The organism is Actinoallomurus soli, from assembly GCF_024055715.1.
GTDB lineage: Bacteria > Actinomycetota > Actinomycetes > Streptosporangiales > Streptosporangiaceae > Actinoallomurus > Actinoallomurus soli.
In genome coordinates this window covers 56,150-72,751 of the sequence record NZ_JAMXMV010000032.1, presented here as the reverse complement: position 1 = coordinate 72,751, position 16,602 = coordinate 56,150, and the positions used below count along the sequence as shown (strand labels likewise).

At 73.4% G+C, this 16,602-nt stretch carries 15 protein-coding genes and 1 pseudogene; 10 read left to right on the top strand and 6 right to left on the bottom strand.

Going from position 1 to position 16,602, the window contains the following annotated elements; translation table 11 throughout:
• Nucleotides 1-68: 68 nt before the first annotated feature.
• The 4 genes from infB to rimP all read right to left on the bottom strand — a co-directional run bounded on the left by infB (nucleotide 69) and on the right by rimP (nucleotide 5,121).
• Complete coding sequence (gene infB / locus NDW01_RS39560; RefSeq protein WP_252829667.1) at nucleotides 69-3,152, bottom strand: translation initiation factor IF-2; 3,084 nt, start codon at nucleotides 3,150-3,152, stop codon at nucleotides 69-71.
• Between the two features lie 118 nt (nucleotides 3,153-3,270).
• Nucleotides 3,271-3,510, bottom strand: coding sequence for a YlxR family protein (locus tag NDW01_RS39555; protein ID WP_252776671.1), 240 nt, complete (start codon nucleotides 3,508-3,510; stop codon nucleotides 3,271-3,273).
• A 40-nt stretch (nucleotides 3,511-3,550) separates the two neighbouring features.
• A complete protein-coding gene (nusA, locus tag NDW01_RS39550; RefSeq protein ID WP_252776669.1) occupies nucleotides 3,551-4,573 on the bottom strand; it encodes a transcription termination factor NusA in 1,023 nt (340 codons plus the stop codon).
• An 11-nt stretch (nucleotides 4,574-4,584) separates the two neighbouring features.
• Nucleotides 4,585-5,121 (bottom strand): ribosome maturation factor RimP, encoded by a 537-nt coding sequence (gene rimP, locus NDW01_RS39545; protein ID WP_256514266.1) that lies wholly within the window; start codon nucleotides 5,119-5,121, stop codon nucleotides 4,585-4,587.
• A 167-nt stretch (nucleotides 5,122-5,288) separates the two neighbouring features.
• On the opposite strand from rimP, the gene NDW01_RS39540 reads away from it, so the two are divergent.
• The 3 genes from NDW01_RS39540 to NDW01_RS39530 all read left to right on the top strand — a co-directional run bounded on the left by NDW01_RS39540 (nucleotide 5,289) and on the right by NDW01_RS39530 (nucleotide 8,086).
• Nucleotides 5,289-5,792, top strand: a complete 504-nt coding sequence (locus tag NDW01_RS39540) for a hypothetical protein (protein WP_252829666.1) — start codon at nucleotides 5,289-5,291, stop codon at nucleotides 5,790-5,792.
• Nucleotides 5,792-6,244 (top strand): ferritin-like domain-containing protein, encoded by a 453-nt coding sequence (locus tag NDW01_RS39535; RefSeq protein ID WP_252829665.1) that lies wholly within the window; start codon nucleotides 5,792-5,794, stop codon nucleotides 6,242-6,244. The genes NDW01_RS39540 and NDW01_RS39535 overlap by 1 nt, the downstream gene beginning before the upstream one ends.
• Nucleotides 6,245-6,757: 513 nt before the next feature.
• Nucleotides 6,758-8,086 (top strand): threonine/serine exporter family protein, encoded by a 1,329-nt coding sequence (locus NDW01_RS39530; protein ID WP_252829664.1) that lies wholly within the window; start codon nucleotides 6,758-6,760, stop codon nucleotides 8,084-8,086.
• A gap of 303 nt (nucleotides 8,087-8,389) precedes the next feature.
• Here the strand turns inward: NDW01_RS39530 and NDW01_RS39525 are convergent.
• Nucleotides 8,390-9,136, bottom strand: a pseudogene (locus NDW01_RS39525) (ATP-binding cassette domain-containing protein); the annotation flags it as partial.
• Between the two features lie 32 nt (nucleotides 9,137-9,168).
• Here NDW01_RS39525 and NDW01_RS39520 point away from each other — a divergent pair.
• Together NDW01_RS39520 and NDW01_RS39515 are read left to right on the top strand one after the other, a co-directional pair.
• A complete protein-coding gene (locus NDW01_RS39520) occupies nucleotides 9,169-9,567 on the top strand; it encodes a TetR/AcrR family transcriptional regulator C-terminal domain-containing protein (protein WP_252829663.1) in 399 nt (132 codons plus the stop codon).
• 186 nt (nucleotides 9,568-9,753) lie between these two features.
• Nucleotides 9,754-10,758 carry an acyl-CoA dehydrogenase family protein gene (locus tag NDW01_RS39515; RefSeq protein WP_252829662.1) on the top strand — a complete coding sequence of 335 codons (1,005 nt, stop codon included), beginning with the start codon at nucleotides 9,754-9,756 and terminating at the stop codon, nucleotides 10,756-10,758.
• Here NDW01_RS39515 and NDW01_RS39510 read toward each other — a convergent pair whose 3' ends face one another.
• Nucleotides 10,759-10,926, bottom strand: coding sequence for a hypothetical protein (locus tag NDW01_RS39510; RefSeq protein ID WP_252829661.1), 168 nt, complete (start codon nucleotides 10,924-10,926; stop codon nucleotides 10,759-10,761).
• Between NDW01_RS39510 and NDW01_RS39505 the strand changes: the two genes are divergently transcribed.
• From NDW01_RS39505 to NDW01_RS39485, 5 genes are all read left to right on the top strand, one after another.
• Nucleotides 10,911-11,423 carry a TetR family transcriptional regulator C-terminal domain-containing protein gene (locus tag NDW01_RS39505; RefSeq protein ID WP_252829660.1) on the top strand — a complete coding sequence of 171 codons (513 nt, stop codon included), beginning with the start codon at nucleotides 10,911-10,913 and terminating at the stop codon, nucleotides 11,421-11,423. The genes NDW01_RS39510 and NDW01_RS39505 overlap by 16 nt on opposite strands.
• A 97-nt stretch (nucleotides 11,424-11,520) precedes the next feature.
• The gene (locus tag NDW01_RS39500; protein ID WP_252829659.1) at nucleotides 11,521-12,663 is read left to right on the top strand and encodes a lysylphosphatidylglycerol synthase transmembrane domain-containing protein; all 1,143 of its coding nucleotides are present in this window, start codon (nucleotides 11,521-11,523) and stop codon (nucleotides 12,661-12,663) included.
• Between the two features lie 154 nt (nucleotides 12,664-12,817).
• Entirely contained in the window at nucleotides 12,818-13,885 is a 1,068-nt protein-coding gene (locus NDW01_RS39495; protein WP_252829658.1) for an LLM class flavin-dependent oxidoreductase, read from the top strand.
• Complete coding sequence (locus NDW01_RS39490; RefSeq protein WP_252829656.1) at nucleotides 13,882-14,970, top strand: phenylacetate--CoA ligase family protein; 1,089 nt, start codon at nucleotides 13,882-13,884, stop codon at nucleotides 14,968-14,970. Before NDW01_RS39495 ends, NDW01_RS39490 begins: the two co-directional genes overlap by 4 nt.
• A gap of 42 nt (nucleotides 14,971-15,012) precedes the next feature.
• Nucleotides 15,013-16,599: an AMP-binding protein gene (locus tag NDW01_RS39485; protein WP_252829653.1), complete on the top strand. Its 1,587-nt coding sequence runs from the start codon at nucleotides 15,013-15,015 to the stop codon at nucleotides 16,597-16,599.
• The last annotated feature ends 3 nt before the right edge of the window (nucleotides 16,600-16,602 follow it).

Here is a 16,602-nt window from a genome sequence, read left to right as displayed (position 1 = left end):
TTCGAGATGCGAGAGAAGCCGCACGCCACCTACACCGGGTCGGCCGTCTCAGGGCCTTCGAGTCGAGATCAGACGCGCGGCTTCTCTCGCATCTCGAAGGTCTCGATGATGTCGCCGAGCTTGATGTCGCCGTAGCCGATCCCGATACCGCACTCGAAGCCCTCGCGGACCTCGGTCGCGTCATCCTTGAACCGGCGGAGCGAGGACACCGTGAGGTTGTCGGCGACGACCACGCCGTCCCGGATCAGACGCGCCTTGCTGTTGCGGTTGATCGTGCCGGACTGGACCATCGAGCCCGCGACGTTGCCGATGCGCGGCACCCGGAAGATCTCGCGGATCTCCGCCGTGCCGAGCTGGACCTCTTCGAACTCGGGCTTGAGCATGCCCTTGAGGGCCGCCTCGACCTCTTCGATCGCCTGGTAGATGACCGAGTAGTAGCGGATGTCGACGCCCTCGCGGTCCGCCAGCTCCTGCGCGTTGCGCTCGGGACGGACGTTGAAGCCGATGATGACCGTGCCCTGGGACGTGAGCGCGAGGTTCACGTCGTCCTGGGTGATCGCACCGACACCGCGGCGGATGACGCGCAGACCGACCTCTTCGCCGACGTCGATCTTGAGGAGCGCGTCCTCCAGGGCCTCCACCGAACCGGACACGTCGCCCTTGATGACGAGGAGCAGCTCCTGCACCTCGCCCTTCTCGAGGTCCTTGAACAGCTCCTCGAGCGTGCGGCGGCCGCGGCTGCGGAGCAGCTCGGCGTTGCGCTTGCGGGCCTGACGGCGGTCGGCGATCTGCCGGGCCATCCGGTCGTCGTCGACGACGATGAAGTTGTCGCCGGCGCCCGGCGTGGCCGACAGGCCCAGCACCAGGACCGGACGGGACGGCAACGCCTCCTCGACGTTGTTGCCGTTCTCGTCGAGCATCGCCCGGACGCGGCCGAAGGCCTCGCCACAGACGATCGAGTCGCCGACCCGGAGCGTGCCGCGCTGAACCAGCACGGTCGCCACGGAACCGCGACCCTTGTCGAGGTGCGCCTCGATCGCGACGCCCTGCGCGTCCTGCTCCGGGTTGGCCCGCAGGTCGAGCTCGGCGTCGGCGGTCAGCACGATCGCCTCGAGCAGGTCCTCGATGCCCAGCCGCTGCTTCGCCGAGATGTCGACGAACTGCGTCTGGCCACCGAACTCCTCGGCGACGAGGCCGTACTCGGTGAGCTGGGCGCGCACCCGCTGCGGGTCCGCCCCCTCCTTGTCCACCTTGTTGACCGCGACGACGATCGGCACACCGGCCGCGTTGGCGTGGTCGATGGCCTCGGTGGTCTGCGGCTTCACACCGTCGTCGGCGGCGACCACCAGGACGACCAGGTCGGTCGTCTCGGCGCCACGGGCACGCATGGCGGTGAACGCCTCGTGACCCGGGGTGTCGATGAAGGTGATCTTGCGCTCCTGGCCGTCGACCTCGGTCGCGACCTGGTAGGCGCCGATGTGCTGGGTGATGCCGCCGGCCTCGCCGGCCACCACGTTGGCGTTGCGGATCGCGTCGAGCAGCTTCGTCTTACCGTGGTCGACGTGGCCCATGACGGTGACCACCGGCGGACGGGAGACGAGATGCTCCTCGCCGCCCTCGTCCTCGCCGAACTCGATGTCGAAGGACTCGAGCAGCTCGCGGTCCTCGTCCTCGGGGCTGACGACCTGGACGTCGTAGTCCAGCTCGGTGCCGAGGATCTGGAGCGTCTCCTCGCTGACCGACTGCGTCGCCGTCACCATCTCACCGAGGTGCAGCATCACCTCGACGAGCGACGCCGGGTTGGCGCCGATCTTCTCGGCGAAGTCGGTCAGCGACGCGCCCTGCGGCAGCCGGACGGTCTTGCCGTTGCCGCGGGGGACGCGGACGCCGCCGATCGCCGGCGCCTGCATGTTGTCGAACTCTTGACGCCGCTGCTTCTTCGACTTGCGGCCACGCGCCGGACGCCCGCCCGGACGGCCGAACGCGCCCTGCGTGCCACCGCGGCCACGGCCGCCGCCACCGGGACGGGGGCCGCCGAAGCCGCCGCCACCACCGGGACGACCGGCACCGCCACCGGCACCGGCCGGACGGCCGAAACCGCCGCCACCACCGGGACGGCCACCGCCGCCGGGACGCCCGCCGCCGCCACCACCGGGACGGCCACCGCCGCCACCGCCGGGACGACCGCGACCACCCGGACCACCGGGACCACCGGTGTCACGCTGCGGACGGGACGGCATGTTCATCGGGCTGGGCCGCGGGCCTCCGGGCCGAGGCGGCATGCTGCCCGGGTTCGGACGGGGACCGCCGGCACCCGGAGCGCCCGGACGGCCGCCGGGCGGCGCCGGACGCGGCGGCGCGCCCGCCGGACGGTCGCCGCGAGGCGCGCCGGGACGGTCACCACGCGGTCCGCCCGGACGGTCGCCGCGCGGACCCGCGGGACGGTCGCCGCGCTGACCGGGAGGACCCGGACGCGGACCCGGCTTGGCCGAACCCATGCCGGTGTTGGTGGAAGAGAACGGATTGTTACCCGGACGGGGACGCCCGCCGCCGGGACGCGGGCCCGAAGCGGCCGGACGCGACCCACCGGGGCCGCCCGCACCACCGGGGGCACCGGCGCCGGGACGCGGGCCCGGCTTCGGGCCGGGGCCGGGACGGCCCGCCGCGGGCCCCGGACGGGGACCGGGCTTGGGCCCGGGGGCACCGGCACCGCCGCCGCCCTGCTGGGCGGGGCCGGGACGGGGCGCCGCGGGACGCGGCGCGGGCTGACGGGGGCCCGGCTTCGGAGCCTGGGGCGCGGACGGCGCCTCGGAGCGCGCCGCCTCGGGCTTGAACTCGGGCCGCAGATCCGGCCGGGGCTGCTGCTGCGGTTGCGGCTGCGATTGTTCTTGCTGCCGGGGCGCGGCGGCCGCCGGCTTCGGGCCCGGAACGGGCCTCCTCGGACCCGGCTTCGGAACCGGGGCCACTCTTCTGTCGGCGGACGGCTTGGCCGGCCCACCGCCGAAGGCTTCTTTAAGTCTGCGTACTACCGGCGCCTCGATCGTCGAGGACGCCGAACGGACGAACTCGCCCATCTCGTTGAGCTTGGCCATGACGGCCTTGCTCTCGACACCGAACTCCTTGGCGAGCTCGTACACCCGGACCTTTGCCACTGCACTCCCTACTCGGCCCGGGGAAACGTCCTCGGACCGTCGCTACCTTGCGGTAATCATCGCTGCGTGCTCATCGAGCGCTCATAGCAATCTCGACCTGCTTCCGACTAGACGTCGCTTACGAACCGTCCTGCTCTGCCTCGAACCACTGCCGGAGCGCACTGATGTCGAGCGGCCCCGACAGGCGGAATGCCCGCGAGAACGCCCGACGACGCTCAGCCAGCTCGAGACATGCCAGGTCGGGGTGCAGGGAGGCGCCCCTTCCCGGCAGTCGCCCGTGCGGGTCGAGGACGATGGAGCCCTCGATCACGACCAGGCGCAGCAGGTCGGACTTGGCCGTGCGAACCCGGCAGCCCACACACGTGCGCTGTGGGGCCGTTCGGCCACGATTAATCAGTCTACCGCGTCGAGGCGTCGGCGGGACCTGCCGCATGCTCCCCTTCGGTGGAAGATCCCGACTCGGTGTCGGGACGGATGTCGATCCGCCAGCCGGTGAGCCGCGCGGCGAGACGGGCGTTCTGCCCCTCTTTGCCGATCGCGAGGGACAGCTGGTAGTCGGGTACCACGACCCGGGCGACCCGCCCCTCACCGTCAACGACCTCGACATGGTTAACCCGCGCCGGGGACAGGGCATTCCCGACGAACTCGGCTGGATCATCCGACCAGTCGACGATGTCGATCTTTTCGCCGTGCAGCTCGTGCATGACGTTCCGCACCCGGCTGCCCATCGGGCCGATGCAGGCGCCCTTGGCGTTCACCCCGGCTTTCCGGGACCGTACGGCGATCTTCGTCCGGTGGCCGGCCTCCCGCGCGATCGCCGCGATCTCCACGGTGCCGTCGGCGATCTCCGGAACCTCGAGCGCGAAGAGCTTCTTCACGAGGTTCGGGTGGGTACGGGACAGCTTGACCAGCGGCCCGCGGTGACCCTTCTTGACCTGCACGACGTAGGAGCGGATCCGCTCGCCGTGGTCGTAGTTCTCACCGGGGACCTGCTCCTCCGGCGGCAGCACGCCCTCGAGCTTGCCGAGGTCCACCAGGACGTTGCGCGGGTCCTTGCCCTGCTGGATCACGCCCGCCACGATGTCGCCCTCACGCCCGGCGTACTCGCCGAACGTCAGCTCGTCCTCGGCGTTGCGCAGATGCTGCAGGATGACCTGCTTCGCGGTGGTCGCCGCGATACGGCTGAAATTGGTCGGCGTGTCGTCGTACTCCCGGACGCCCACGCCCTCCTCGTCGGTCTCCGTCGCCCAGACGGTCACGTGACCGGTCTTCCGGTCCAGCTCGACGCGCGCCTTCGGCGCGGCGCCCTCGGTCCGGTGATACGCGATCAGCAGCGCTTCCTCGATCGCCTTGACCACAAGGTCGAGAGAGATGTCCTTTTCACTCTCGAGACTCCGCAGGGCGGTCATGTCGATGTCCACGAGGCCTCCCCCTAGTCCTCGTCGCCGGCGGCGGCGTCGTCGCCCCGGCGGTTGAACTCCACCTGGACCAGTCCGCGCGTGAGCTCGTCGTAGCCCAACCGGCGCTCGCGGCCGTCACTGTCCAGTACGACGGCCGTGTCGTCGGCGCTCATGACCCGGCCCGTGATCTCTCCGCCCTCGGAGAGCGTCGCGCGGACGAGACGGCCGGCCGCGCGCCGCCAGTGCCGTGGCTGGGTGAGCGGCCGGTCGACGCCCGGCGAGGTCACCTCCAGGACGTAGGGCGCGGAGCCCATCGCGTCGCTGTCGTCGAGACTGCGCGAGATCTCCTGGCTGACGTCCGCGACGTCGTCGAGGCTGACCCCGCCGTCGGCGTCGACGATGACCCGCACCTGCCGGCGCTTTCCGGCGGGGGTCACGATGACGTCCTCGAGGTCGAACCCGGCACCGGCCACCACCGGTTCGAGCAGTCGCATCAACGCGGCCCGCGTCTCATGCCCGGACCCGCGCCGGCCCGCCTGAGCGCTGCCATGGCGGCCGTCCACGCTCATGTGGGCCTCCTTCATGCCTGATGGGACGGTGGCCGCCCGATGCGCCCACTCCGCCCCCAAGACTATCCACAGCCGAGGGGCCCAGGTGCCCGCATCGCCAGCAGGCGGGTACACGCTTGTGGAATGCTTGCGCAGCGGAGTGCAAGAGATCACGAACGGAGGCACGCGTGGACGCGCTGCGGTTCCCGGCTCCCACGCGACGCGCGGCGATGCTCGGCGGCTCCGCCGCGGTGCTGGCCACGATCACCGGATGCACCACCGTGGGCCAGGCGCAGGCACCGCCACCGGGCCCCGAGGTGTCCGTGCTCACCGCCGCGATCCAGAACGAGGCGGCGCTCATCGCCCTGTACGAGGCGGTGCTCCGCACGCACCGGTCGCTGGCCGACCGGCTGAAACCCCTGCACGATCACCACACTCAGCACCTGGCGGTCCTGCAGCGGCACTACGTCCCCGGCACGAACACCGGCACGGCGACGCCCGCGCCCCGGCCGGCCGTGACGGCGCCGGGGAGCGAGTCGCGGGCCCTGGCGGCCCTGCGGTCGGCCGAGCGCAAGGCCGCGAGCGCCCGCGCCGAAGACGCCGTACGGGCCGATCCGGGCCTCGCCCAGTTGCTCGCCTGCATCGGCGCCTGCGAGGCCGGCCACGCCCAGTCCCTCGCCGGAGGCGCCTGATGACTGCACAGGAGACGGTCGCCGCGCTGCAGGCGGCGCTGGCCGCCGAGCACGTCGCGGTCTTCGGGTACGGCGTCCTCGGCGGTCACGTCGCGCCGGCGCAGCAGCAGAACGCCAAGCTGATCTGGAACGCCCACCGCAGCCGGCGCGACCGGCTGCGCGGCTACGTCCAGGCGGCCGGCGCGAGCCCGGTGGCCGCGGCCGCCGCCTACCGGCTGCCGTTCAAGGTCACCTCGGCGAGCACCGCCGCACGGCTCGCCGCCACGCTGGAGGACGGCGTGATCGCGGGCTACGCGGTGCTCGCGGGCGCGAGCGACGCGAACCTCCGCCGCTACGCCGCCCAGGCGATGCAGGAGGCCGCGGTGCGCGCGGTCCGCTGGCGGGACGCACCGCCGCCCGAGGCGTTCCCGGGCCTCCCGGCCGGCGCCCTGGCTCCCAAGCCCGACGGCTGACCGCGAGCCGAGCCGCAAGGCCAGGCCACCGCCTCGGACGCCGGACTCTCGCCGAGCCGGAAAGCCAGGTCACCGCGTCGAGCCACCGGGCTCTCGCCGAGCCGCGAGGCCAGATCACCGCCTCGGACGCCGGACTCTCGCCGAGCCGCAAGGCCAGGCCGCCGCACCGAGCCACCAGGTTTCGCCGAGCCGCGAGGCCGGGCCTCCGCGCCGGGCCGCAGGGGTGCCGCGAGGTCGGGCCCCTAGATCGAGCGCCGGGCTCCCGCCGGGCCGCCACGCCGGACACCGAGGCCGGGCCGCCCTATCGAGCCACCGGGCTCTCGCGGGACCGCGAGGCCAGAGCACCACGCCGAGCCGAACGGCTCCCGACGAGCGGAGGGCCGACCGCCCGTTCGGCGCGTGCGGATCCTTCCGCGCCTACGGATAACCTGCTCCGGACAACCGGTAATGGGGGTTATGGGCTGACACATGGGCGTTTCGGGCAATCGACTGCGAGAGACGTGGCGGACGCTGATGGGCGAGATTCCCGTCGAACCGCTCGAAGAGGAGCCCGGCGACTCCGTCTCCCCCCGCGCCATCGACCTCGTCCTGCGCGTCGGCGAACTGCTGCTGGCCAGCGGTGAGGCCACCGAGCGTGTGAACGAGTCGATGCTGAGCCTCGCGGTCGCGTACGAGCTGCCGCGCCCGGACGTCGCGGTGACGTTCACCGTGATCACGGTGAACGTCCACCCCGGCCACGGAGCGATGCCGGTGACCGGCGGGCGCGCGATCCGGCGTCGCTTCCCCGCCTACTGGCGGCTGGTCGCCCTGCACGCGCTGATCCAGGAGGCGTCCCTGGGCATGCTCGACGTGGAGGAGGCGCACCGCCGGCTCGCGGAGATCAAGCGGATGCCTCCGCCGTACCCGCCGTGGCTGATGATCGTGGGTCTGGGGCTGATCGCCGCGTCCGCCAACGTCATGGTCGGCGGCGGGCCGCTCGGGGCTGGCACGGCCTTCGTGGCGACGATCCTCGGCGACCGTACGGCCGCGGCCCTGGCGCGTCGCGGCATCGCGGAGTTCTTCCAGTTCACGGTAGCCGCCGGCATCGGCGCGGCGAGCGCGTCGCTGGTGATCGCGGTCGGCGCCCCGGCCCACGCCTCGGCGATCGTGACCGGCGCCGTCCTGGCGCTGCTGCCGGGGCGGCCGCTCGTCGCCAGCATCCAGGACGGCATCACCGGCGACCTCATCAGCGCAGGCGCCCGGCTGCTCGAGGTCTTCTTCATCGTCGCGGCGATCGTCTCGGGTCTCGGCGTGGTCGTATACGCCGCCGTGCGCCTGGGGGTCCCGGTCGACGTGGGCGACCTGCCCGCCGCGCCGGCGTCCCTGCTGCCGGTCACGGTCATCGCCGCGGCGGCCGTGTCGCTGACGTTCGCGCTGTCCCTCGCCGTACCGCGCCGCGCGCTCGCCGCCGCCGCGCTGGGCGGCGCGCTGATCTGGGTGGTGTACGTCCTCGCGCGCGGCGCCGGCGTGACGCCGGTGCTCGCCTCGGCGATCGGCGCGGTGATCGTGGGGCTCCTCGGCAACCTCCTGGCCCGCCGCCGGCACGAACCCGCGCTCCCGTACATCGTGCCGGCGATCGCGCCGCTGCTGCCGGGCACGGCGCTGTACCGCGGGATGATCGAGCTGAACCTGGGGCTGCCCCAGGACGGCGTGCTGAGCCTGATCGGCGGGATCTCCGTGGCGCTGGCCCTGGGGGCGGGCGTCAACCTGGGCGGGGAGTTCGTGCGCGCGTTCCAGCGCGTGGGACTGGGCGTCTCCGGTCGCGGCGCCCGCCCGGCCGCCCGCCGCACCCGCGGCTACTGACCGCCCGCCGGCCCGGATCGGCGCCCCGCCGGTTCACCCGGCCAGATCGACGTCCCAGGTGCCCTCCGGCCGGGTCACCCGGCCACATCGACGTCGGCGTTGCCCTGACAGGACCGGCGAACCGGTCACCATCCGGCAACGACGACGGGGACGTGACCACCCCGGCGGTGAGGTCACCGCCATGCCGAACGCAGCGGCCCTGTGCGACCCGAAGGGCGAGCTCTCGCGTCGGACGCTTTCAGGTCTGGACACCGGTGCCTCGAACGGGCGGGACCCGTTCGAGGTGTCCGTACGGTGGCATGATCACCGGCGTTCGCGGGAGACTCGGCCCTCGCGCCAGACCGGGGCGGGGTTCTCCTGAACGTGGCCGTCGGCACGAAAGATCAGGAAGCGATCGAAGTCGGCGGCGAACCAGCGATCGTGGGTGACGGCCAGTACGGTGCCGGCGTAATCCTCCAGGGCGTCCTGCAGCGCTTGGGCGCTGGCCAGGTCGAGGTTGTCGGTGGGCTCGTCCAGGAGCAGCAGCGTGCAACCGGACAGTTCCAGGAGCAGGATCTGCAGGCGGGCCTGTTGCCCACCGGACAGGGTCTCGAACGGCCGGCGTCCGTCGGGCGCGAGTTCGTAGCGCGCCAGCGCACGCATCGCGTCGTTCAGGGTGCACGCGTGCTCGGTCATGATGATCTCTGCTGGGGTCCGCCCGTCGAGGTCGGGACGGGCGTGGGTCTGGACGAAGTGGCCGGGGACCACGCGAGCGCCGAGCCGTGCCAGGCCACGGTGTGGCACTTCCGGAGCGGGCAGGGTGGCGAGGAGACGAAGGAACTGAGACTTGCCGGAACCGTTCGAGCCGAGCACCGCGATCCGTTCGCCGTACCAGACCTCCAGGTCGAACGGCCGCATCAGACCGGTCAGCTCCAACCGCTCACAGATGAGCGCGCGTTTGCCGGTCCGGCCCCCGCGCAGCCGCATCCGGACGCGCTGCTCTCGCGGCGCGCTCTGCGGAGGCCCGGCTTCTTCGAACCGGGCCACCCGCCGGGGACTGGCGCGCGGACGTCACCGCGCTGGTCGGCGAATGGCGGGTGGCGATGCTCCGTCACCCGTGGTCGGCCACCCTGCTGGGCCGGCCGCTCATGGGCCCGAACGTGCTCGAGCGGACCGAGTTCCTGCATGCCGCGCTCGTCCGGGCCGGACTCACCGGCCCGGATCTGACCGCGGCCGCCTACGGGCTGGCCAACTACGTCATCGGGTCGACGATGATGCAGGCCGCCTGGCAGGGACACGATGAGGCGGCCATCCGGCGAGCCGCCGACGAGCACCTACGGGAGCGACGCGACCGGTACCCCACCCTGGCCGAGCACGGTCACGTCAGCGGGAACGACTGGGACGCCACCTTCACGCAGGGCCTGGCCTACCTGCTCGATGGCATCGCCGCCCGGCTTGTCGCCGCCCAGGCGCCCTCCGGCCGGGTCAACCGGCCACGTTGACGTCGGCGTCGTCCTGACCGGACCGGCGAACCCGTCACCGCCCCTGCAACGACGACAGGGACGTGACCACCCCGACGGTGAGGACGCCGCAGGCCCCAGGGGCGAGGACGTGGTCGTCGCGACGGCGGAGCAGCGTGAGCCGGATCACGAACGATCCCCGAGCAAGCGTTTGGTTATGATCGTCTCGTGAGCGATGAACTCGATGACCTGCGGGCGGTCGTCCGTGCCTTCCTCGGCGAGGCATGCCCGCCCCCTGCCGTACGGCGGCTCATGGCCGACCCGGCCGCGCACGACGCGGCGCTGTGGCGACGGCTCTCGGGGGAGCTGGGGCTCACAGGCCTGGCGGTCCCCGAGGAGCACGGCGGAGCAGGCCGCGGGCTCACCGAGCTCGCCGTCGTCTGCGAGGAGCTGGGCCGGGCGCTGACCCCCGTCCCCTACCTCGCCACCGCGGTGCTCGCCGCGTACGCCGTGCGGGACGGCCGCCTGCTCGCCGGAATCGCCGACGGCTCCCTGATCGCGGCCGTCGTCCTGGACGGGGAGCTGACGGCGGAGGGAGACCACCTGACCGGCACCGCCCCGTACGTCCTCGACGGGCACCTCGCCGATGTCATCGTCTGCGCGGTGGCCGGCCGGAGCTACGCGGTGCGAGGCGCCGACGTCACGCGGACTCCGCACGTCACGCTCGACCAGACGCGGCGGCTGGCGCGCCTTCGGTTCGACGGCGCCCCGGCCGAGCGGATCGACGGCGACCTGAGCCGGGTGCGCGACCTCGCCCTGACCGCGCTCGCCGCCGAGCAGGTCGGCGGCGCCCAGCGCTGCCTGGAGACGGCCGTCGAGCACGCGCGGACCCGGGTCCAGTTCGGCCGGCCGATCGGCGCCTTCCAGGCGATCAAGCACAAGCTCGCGGACATGCTCCTGCGGGTCGAGTCGGCCCGGTCCGCCGCGTACGAGGCGGCGCGGGTCGCCGACCGTGAGCCGGAGCGTCTTCCGGTGTACGCCGCGCTCGCCGGGTCGTACTGCGCCGAGGCGTACCTGCACACGGCGGGCGAGACGATCCAGATCCTCGGCGGCATCGGCGTCACCTGGGAGCACGACGCCCAGCTGCATCTCAAGCGGGCGACCGCGTCCGCGCGGCTCTTCGGGACGCCCGAGGCGCACCGCGCCCGGCTCGCCGCCGCCCTGGCGCTGTGACTACCTGCCGACCCTCCGGTAGACGATCACCAGCACGAGGCAGAGGACGACCAGGGCGACGATGACGATCGCGCCTTTGATCAGGTAGTCCATCGCGAGCTCGTGGAGGACCCGGTCTCCGTCTCCCTCCGCGACGGCCCGGGCGCCCCCGGATGACAGGATCGGCATGCCCCGGCTCACCGGTCCGTCCCCTTCCCGTCCCGCGCCGGGCGGTCTTCGAGGTATCCCAGGAGGGCGCGGGCCGCCGCGCGGCGGGCGCCGCCACCCGCGCTCCGCCGACCCGGAGGAGTCCCGGCCGGACGGCCGTCCCGGTCCTCCCGCGCGAGCGCCCGAAGCAGCGGCTCGGCGTACCGACGCGCCTCCTGCCACCTGTCTGGCTGGCCTTCACCGTGAGCGCCCGCACCCGCGAGGAACTGCGACCGTACGCCGAGCGGCTGTACGACCAGACCCGCGAGCTCGTCCACAAGGTGCTCGCGGCGGCGGAGCGGACCGGCGTCCTGCGGGACGGCATCGACGTGGACATCGAGACCGAACGCCTGTACGCGCTGGTCGACGGGCTCGCGCTGCACTCCGTCCTGCAGCCCGGGCGTCTCGACGCGGAGAGCCTGCGGGCCGCGCTGCGCCGGCACCTCGACGAGATCATGCCGCGGGCCGCCGGCCGGTGACCTGAGACACTTCCGCCCCCTGCGGAGCCGACGTCGGGGAATGCCGGCCCGCGCGCGGCTCGTTGGCTCCATGACTCCCCCCGTGAGGTGCCCCCCTGTGAGCGATGTCCCCCCGAGGCCCGGCGACCCCCCGCCCGGGCCGCGCCCGCCGGCGCGCCGTCGATGGCCGCGCTGGGCGGGACGCGCGGCGATGCTCGGGGCGGTCGGCGTCTCGGCCTGGGCGTTCCGCGGGAGCCTGCCCGACGCGGGTGCGCTGTGGTCCGTCGCGACGGGCGCTGATCCCCGGTGGCTGGTCGTCATGGTCCTCACGCAGCTGGCGTCGATGTCGATGTTCACGCGGGTGCAGCGGCGGTTGCTGCGGGCGGGCGGCGTCCGGCTGCCGCTGTCCCGGGCGCTGCAGATCACTTACGCGGGCAACGCGCTGTCGACCACCCTCCCGGTCGGCCCGGCGGTCAGCGTGGCGTTCACGTTCCGCCGGTTCCGCCGTGCCGGGGCGACGCCACGGCTGGCGACGGCCGTGATCGTCGTGGGCGGCGTGGTGATGAACCTCGGGTACGCCGTCGTGGGCCTGACCGCCCTGGTGGCCGAGCCGCACTCCCGGTCCATGGCGATCACCGGCCTGGCGGCCCTGGCGGGTGGCCTGTGCGCGGTCGCCCTGCTGTGGCGATGGCGGCGGGACGCGATGAACCGCCTGGCGCTGCGCGTGTTCGGGCCGCTGCTGCGGCACCGGCTCGCGGCGCCGCTCACCGAGATGTGGCAGGGCCGCGGCGCGCTGCGCCTGAGCACTCTCGACTGGGGCGTCCTCGGCCTGATGGCCGTCCTGAACTGGTCCTTCGACATCCTCTCCCTGGCGGCCGCCGGGCGGGCGGTGGGCGTGCACACGCCGCTGTACGCCGCGGCACTCGCCTACTACGCCGCCCAGGCCGCCGGCAGTGTCGTCCCCCTGCTGCCGGGCGGGCTCGGCGCGATCGAGGCGAGCCTGACCGCGTCGCTGGTCGCGTTCGGCGCGCAGGCCGTCCCGGCGGGTACGGCGGTGGCGCTCTACCGGCTCGCGTCCTTCTGGGGCGTCATCGGCGCCGGTTGGCTCGCGTGGCTGGCGATCAGGCTCGGTGACGAGGACCTGCCGCGGACTCGCGGGTGGGGGGCGCTCGGCGATGTGGAGACGTCGCCGCCGGCCGCGCTGATGCCGGTCGGCGCGGCGGCCCCCGTCCCGGCGCCCGACTCCGCCGAGTCCGCCTGATCCGTACCGCCCGCCCTCCAGCCGAGCGCCCCCGACCGGGCCTTCCGATCAACGGGAGCCCGCCCGGTCGGCCGTACACGCCTTGTTGCCGTGCGATCTCGCTGCTACGCTTCCCAAGCGAGCGCTTGGTCATTCGGAGCACACCGCCGGAGGCGTGATGTCCCTACGGGTCAGCGTGGGTTACGAGCTCGAGGTGCGCGGGCGCACCCGCGAGGTCGAGCGGCGGGCCTTCCAGAACGTCATCGACCAGGTCGTCCTGGCCGACCGCCTCGGCTACGACACGGCGTGGTTCGTGGAGCACCACTTCACGCGCGGGTTCTCGCACTCCTCCGCGCCCGACCTCGTCCTGGCGGCCTGCTCACAGCGGACCGAACGGATCCACCTGGGCCTGGGCGTCGTCCTGCTGCCGTTCCAGCACCCCGTGCGCACCGCCGAGCGGGTCGCCACCCTCGACGTTCTCAGCGGCGGGCGGGTGGAGTTCGGCACCGGGCGCGGGGCGTCCCCACTGGAGTACCAGGCGTTCCAGCGGCCCTTCGAGCAGTCCCGGCGGATCTGGGAGGACACTCTGGAGGCGGTGCTGGCCATCTGGACCGCCGACGGCGAGCCGGTGTCCAGGTCGAACCAGTTCTTCGAGGTGCCGGACGTCGCGGTCTACCCGCGCCCGGTGCAGGAGCCCCACCCGCCGGTCTGGGTCGCCTCGACCTCCCTGGACGGCTACCTCGCCGCGGCCCGCAAGGGCTACAACCTGCTCGGCATGACGATGCTCAAGGGCCTCGACGACGTCGCCGAGGACATCGCCGAGTACAAGAGGTGCCTGGCGAGCAGCGGATTCGACCCGGAGACCCGGCGGATCGCGCTGATGATCCCCTGGCACGTCGCGCCATCGAAGGACGAGGCCGTCTCGACGGCCGCCGACGCCATCCTCTGGTACATCCGGCGCCAGGTGAACCTCGTCACTCCCCCGGACTACTACGACGCCCGGCACGCCACCCACCGGGTGCTGGGCCAGCTCGCCGCCGGGCTGCCGCCCGAGGAGGCGATGGAGACCCTCCGCGAGCACCACATGGTGGTCGTGGACGACGTCGAGGGCTCCCGCAAGGCCGTCGAGCGCATCCAGGCCGCCGGGGCCACCGACCTGATCCTCCAGGCCCAGGTCGGTGGCCTGGCCGGCGAACACGTGACCGCGTCGATGCGGCTGTTCATGGACGAGGTGATGGGGTGACCCGGGACATGAACTGGACCGCCCGCGACGCCCTCCCGGCCGCCCGCGACGCGGCAGGGCTGCTGCTGGTCTCTCCCGAGGCCGACGTGGTCCTGCCGCTGACCGCCGGGGACCGCGCGGCGGCGCTGGACCTGGCGACGACGACGCTGCGCGCCGCCGGTGTCGGCCCGGCCGACCGGGTGGTGGTCGCGCTGAACAACGACGGCGAGGCGACCGGCACCCTGATCGCCCGGGCGTGCGCCGAGGTCGCCCGGGCCGCCGCCGCGCCCGGGCCGCGCGGCCGCCTCCGCCTGCACCACGCCCTGGAGGCGGTACGGGCGACCACGCTGATCGCGACGCCCACGGGCGCGATGGACCTGCTCGCCCGGCTGCACCTGGAGTTCCTCCTCGACCCGCTCGACCTCGGCCTGCGCCGGATCCTGCTCGCCGGGGAGATCCCGTCGCCGGGCACGTACACGCAGCTGGCGTCCGAGTTCGAGGCCGAGGTCGGCGAGCTGTACGTCGACCCGTTCTTCGGCCTGCCGACGGCGCACCGCTCCGCGCGCGACACCGCGTACACCCCGGCCCGCGACGGGCTGCTGGGCGTCGCGCCGGTCGGCAAGGACGTGCTGCTCGAACCGCCGTACGAGGCCGGAGCAGCGGAGATCGTGGTCACCCCCGCCTGGCACTCGACGCTGGGCGGCGCGACGCTGCGCACCGGGCAGGTCGTGCGCCTGACCGGGGGCACGGGGATCCCCGCGCCGGACCACACCGTCGGCGAGCACCTCCTCGTGCGGGGGCGGTGGCTCTCGATCCCGCGGGTGACCGCGGCCCTGGCCCGGATCGACGGCATCGCCCACTGGGACCTGCGGGTCTCCCGCGCCGGCACGCTCGACGCCGCCGCGCTGCACGTCACGTTCAACCGCGCGACGCTCGTGAAGAACCCGATGTGGCGGTCGCGCATCCACCAGGCCCTCGTCGCGATCACGCCGGTCGCCATCGACGTCGTCGTCGAGGAGGACGTCGCGGAGGAGTCCCGGCCCGGAACGGTGACCGATCTGCGCGGACACCACCTGGGCCGGGACAGGGCGGCCGTCACGGTGTGACGACAGGCCGTTCCCCACCCCACAGGAGCGGAGGCGCGTGTCATGGAACCGGTGCCGGACTGGGGAACGATCCCGCGGATGCTGCGCGACCGGACGGCACGCCATCCCGGCGACGTCGTGATCGTGGACGGCGGCACGACGCTGACGCTGCGCGCGCTCCGTGAGGAGGCCGCGCGGGTGGCCCGCGGGCTGATCGCCCTCGGCGTCGAGCCGGGCGACCGTGTCGCCGTGTGGGCGCCGAACTCCGCGGCCTGGGTGGTCATCGCGTACGGCGTCTGGGACGCCGGGGCGATCGTCACGCCGCTGTCGACCCGGTTCCGCGGGATCGAGGCCGCCGCCCTGCTGCGCCGGACCGGCGCGCGGGTCCTGTTCGTCGACGAGGGGTTCCTCGGGTTCTCCTACGTCGGCGCGCTGGAGGAGATCTGCGGCGGACCGGTCGGCGGGCGGCCGTACGGCGACCTGCCGGAGCTGCGGCACGTCGTCACGCTCCCCGGGACCGGCGCGCCCCCGCCGGTCCTCGCGTACGAGGACCTGCTCGCGGGCGGTGAGCGCGTCACGGGCGCCGAGGACCGCGCGCTGGCGGTCGGCCCGGACGACCTCGGCGAGATCATGGCCACGTCGGGCACGACCGGCCGGCCGAAGGGCGTCATGCTGCATCACGCGCAGCTGCTGCGCGGCTACTGGGACTGGGCGTCGATCGTCACGCTGCGCGCGGGCGACCGCTACCCGATCATTGCGCCGTTCTCCCACGGTTTCGGGATCAACGCCGGGCTGCTGGCCTGCGTGCTGAAGCGGGCGACGATGATGCCGATCTCGGTGTTCGCGCCGGACGCGCTGCTGGATTTGATCGAACGGGAGCGGGTCAGCGTGCTGGCGGGGCCTCCGACGCTGTTCCACCGGATCCTGGAGGAGGTCGACGGCCGCGACGTGTCCTCGCTGCGGGTCGCGATCTGCGGGGCGGCGGCGGTGCCGCCGGAGCTGATCCGGCGGCTGATCGAACGGGTCGGACTGGACCGGATGATCAACGCGTACGGACTGATGGAGGGCACCGTCGTGTCGATGACCCGCGCCGAGGACCCGGTCGAGGTGATCGCCGCCACCACGGGGCGTCCGGTGCCGGGCGTGACGGTCCGGGTCGTGGACGACGACGGGAAGGACCTGCCGGCCGGCGAGCGCGGAGAGATCCTCGTCGGCGGGTACGGCGTGATGCGCGGGTACTGGGACGACCCCGTGCGCACGGCCGAGGCCGTGGACGCCGAGGGGTGGCTGCACACCGGGGACGTCGGCGCCCTCGACGCGCGGGGTAACCTCGCGATCGTCGACCGGAAGAAGGACATGTTCATCGTCGGGGGGTTCAACGCGTACCCGGCGGAGATCGAGGCGCTGCTCCTGCACCACCCGGCGGTCGCCCAGGCCGCGGTCGTCGCGGTGCCCGACGGGACGCTGGGCGAGGTCGGGTGGGCGTTCGTGGTCCCCTCGGCGCCCGTGGAACCGGCCGAGATCGTCGCCTGGGCGCGCGCGCACATGGCGAACTACAAGGTCCCCCGGCACGTCACGCTCGTCGACTCCCTGCCCGCGAACGCCAACGGCAAGGTCGACAAGCGGGCGCTGCGCGCGCGGGCCCGCTGAGGT

Coding starts and splice junctions, on each gene's coding strand:
- rimP (WP_256514266.1), bottom strand. CDS start 5,121: ATGAGCGTGGACGGCCGCCATGGCAGCGCTCAGGCGGGCCGGCGCGGG.
- NDW01_RS39535 (WP_252829665.1), top strand. CDS start 5,792: ATGACTGCACAGGAGACGGTCGCCGCGCTGCAGGCGGCGCTGGCCGCC.
- NDW01_RS39530 (WP_252829664.1), top strand. CDS start 6,758: ATGGGCGAGATTCCCGTCGAACCGCTCGAAGAGGAGCCCGGCGACTCC.
- NDW01_RS39520 (WP_252829663.1), top strand. CDS start 9,169: ATGCTCCGTCACCCGTGGTCGGCCACCCTGCTGGGCCGGCCGCTCATG.
- NDW01_RS39505 (WP_252829660.1), top strand. CDS start 10,911: ATGACAGGATCGGCATGCCCCGGCTCACCGGTCCGTCCCCTTCCCGTC.
- NDW01_RS39510 (WP_252829661.1), bottom strand. CDS start 10,926: ATGCCGATCCTGTCATCCGGGGGCGCCCGGGCCGTCGCGGAGGGAGAC.
- NDW01_RS39485 (WP_252829653.1), top strand. CDS start 15,013: ATGGAACCGGTGCCGGACTGGGGAACGATCCCGCGGATGCTGCGCGAC.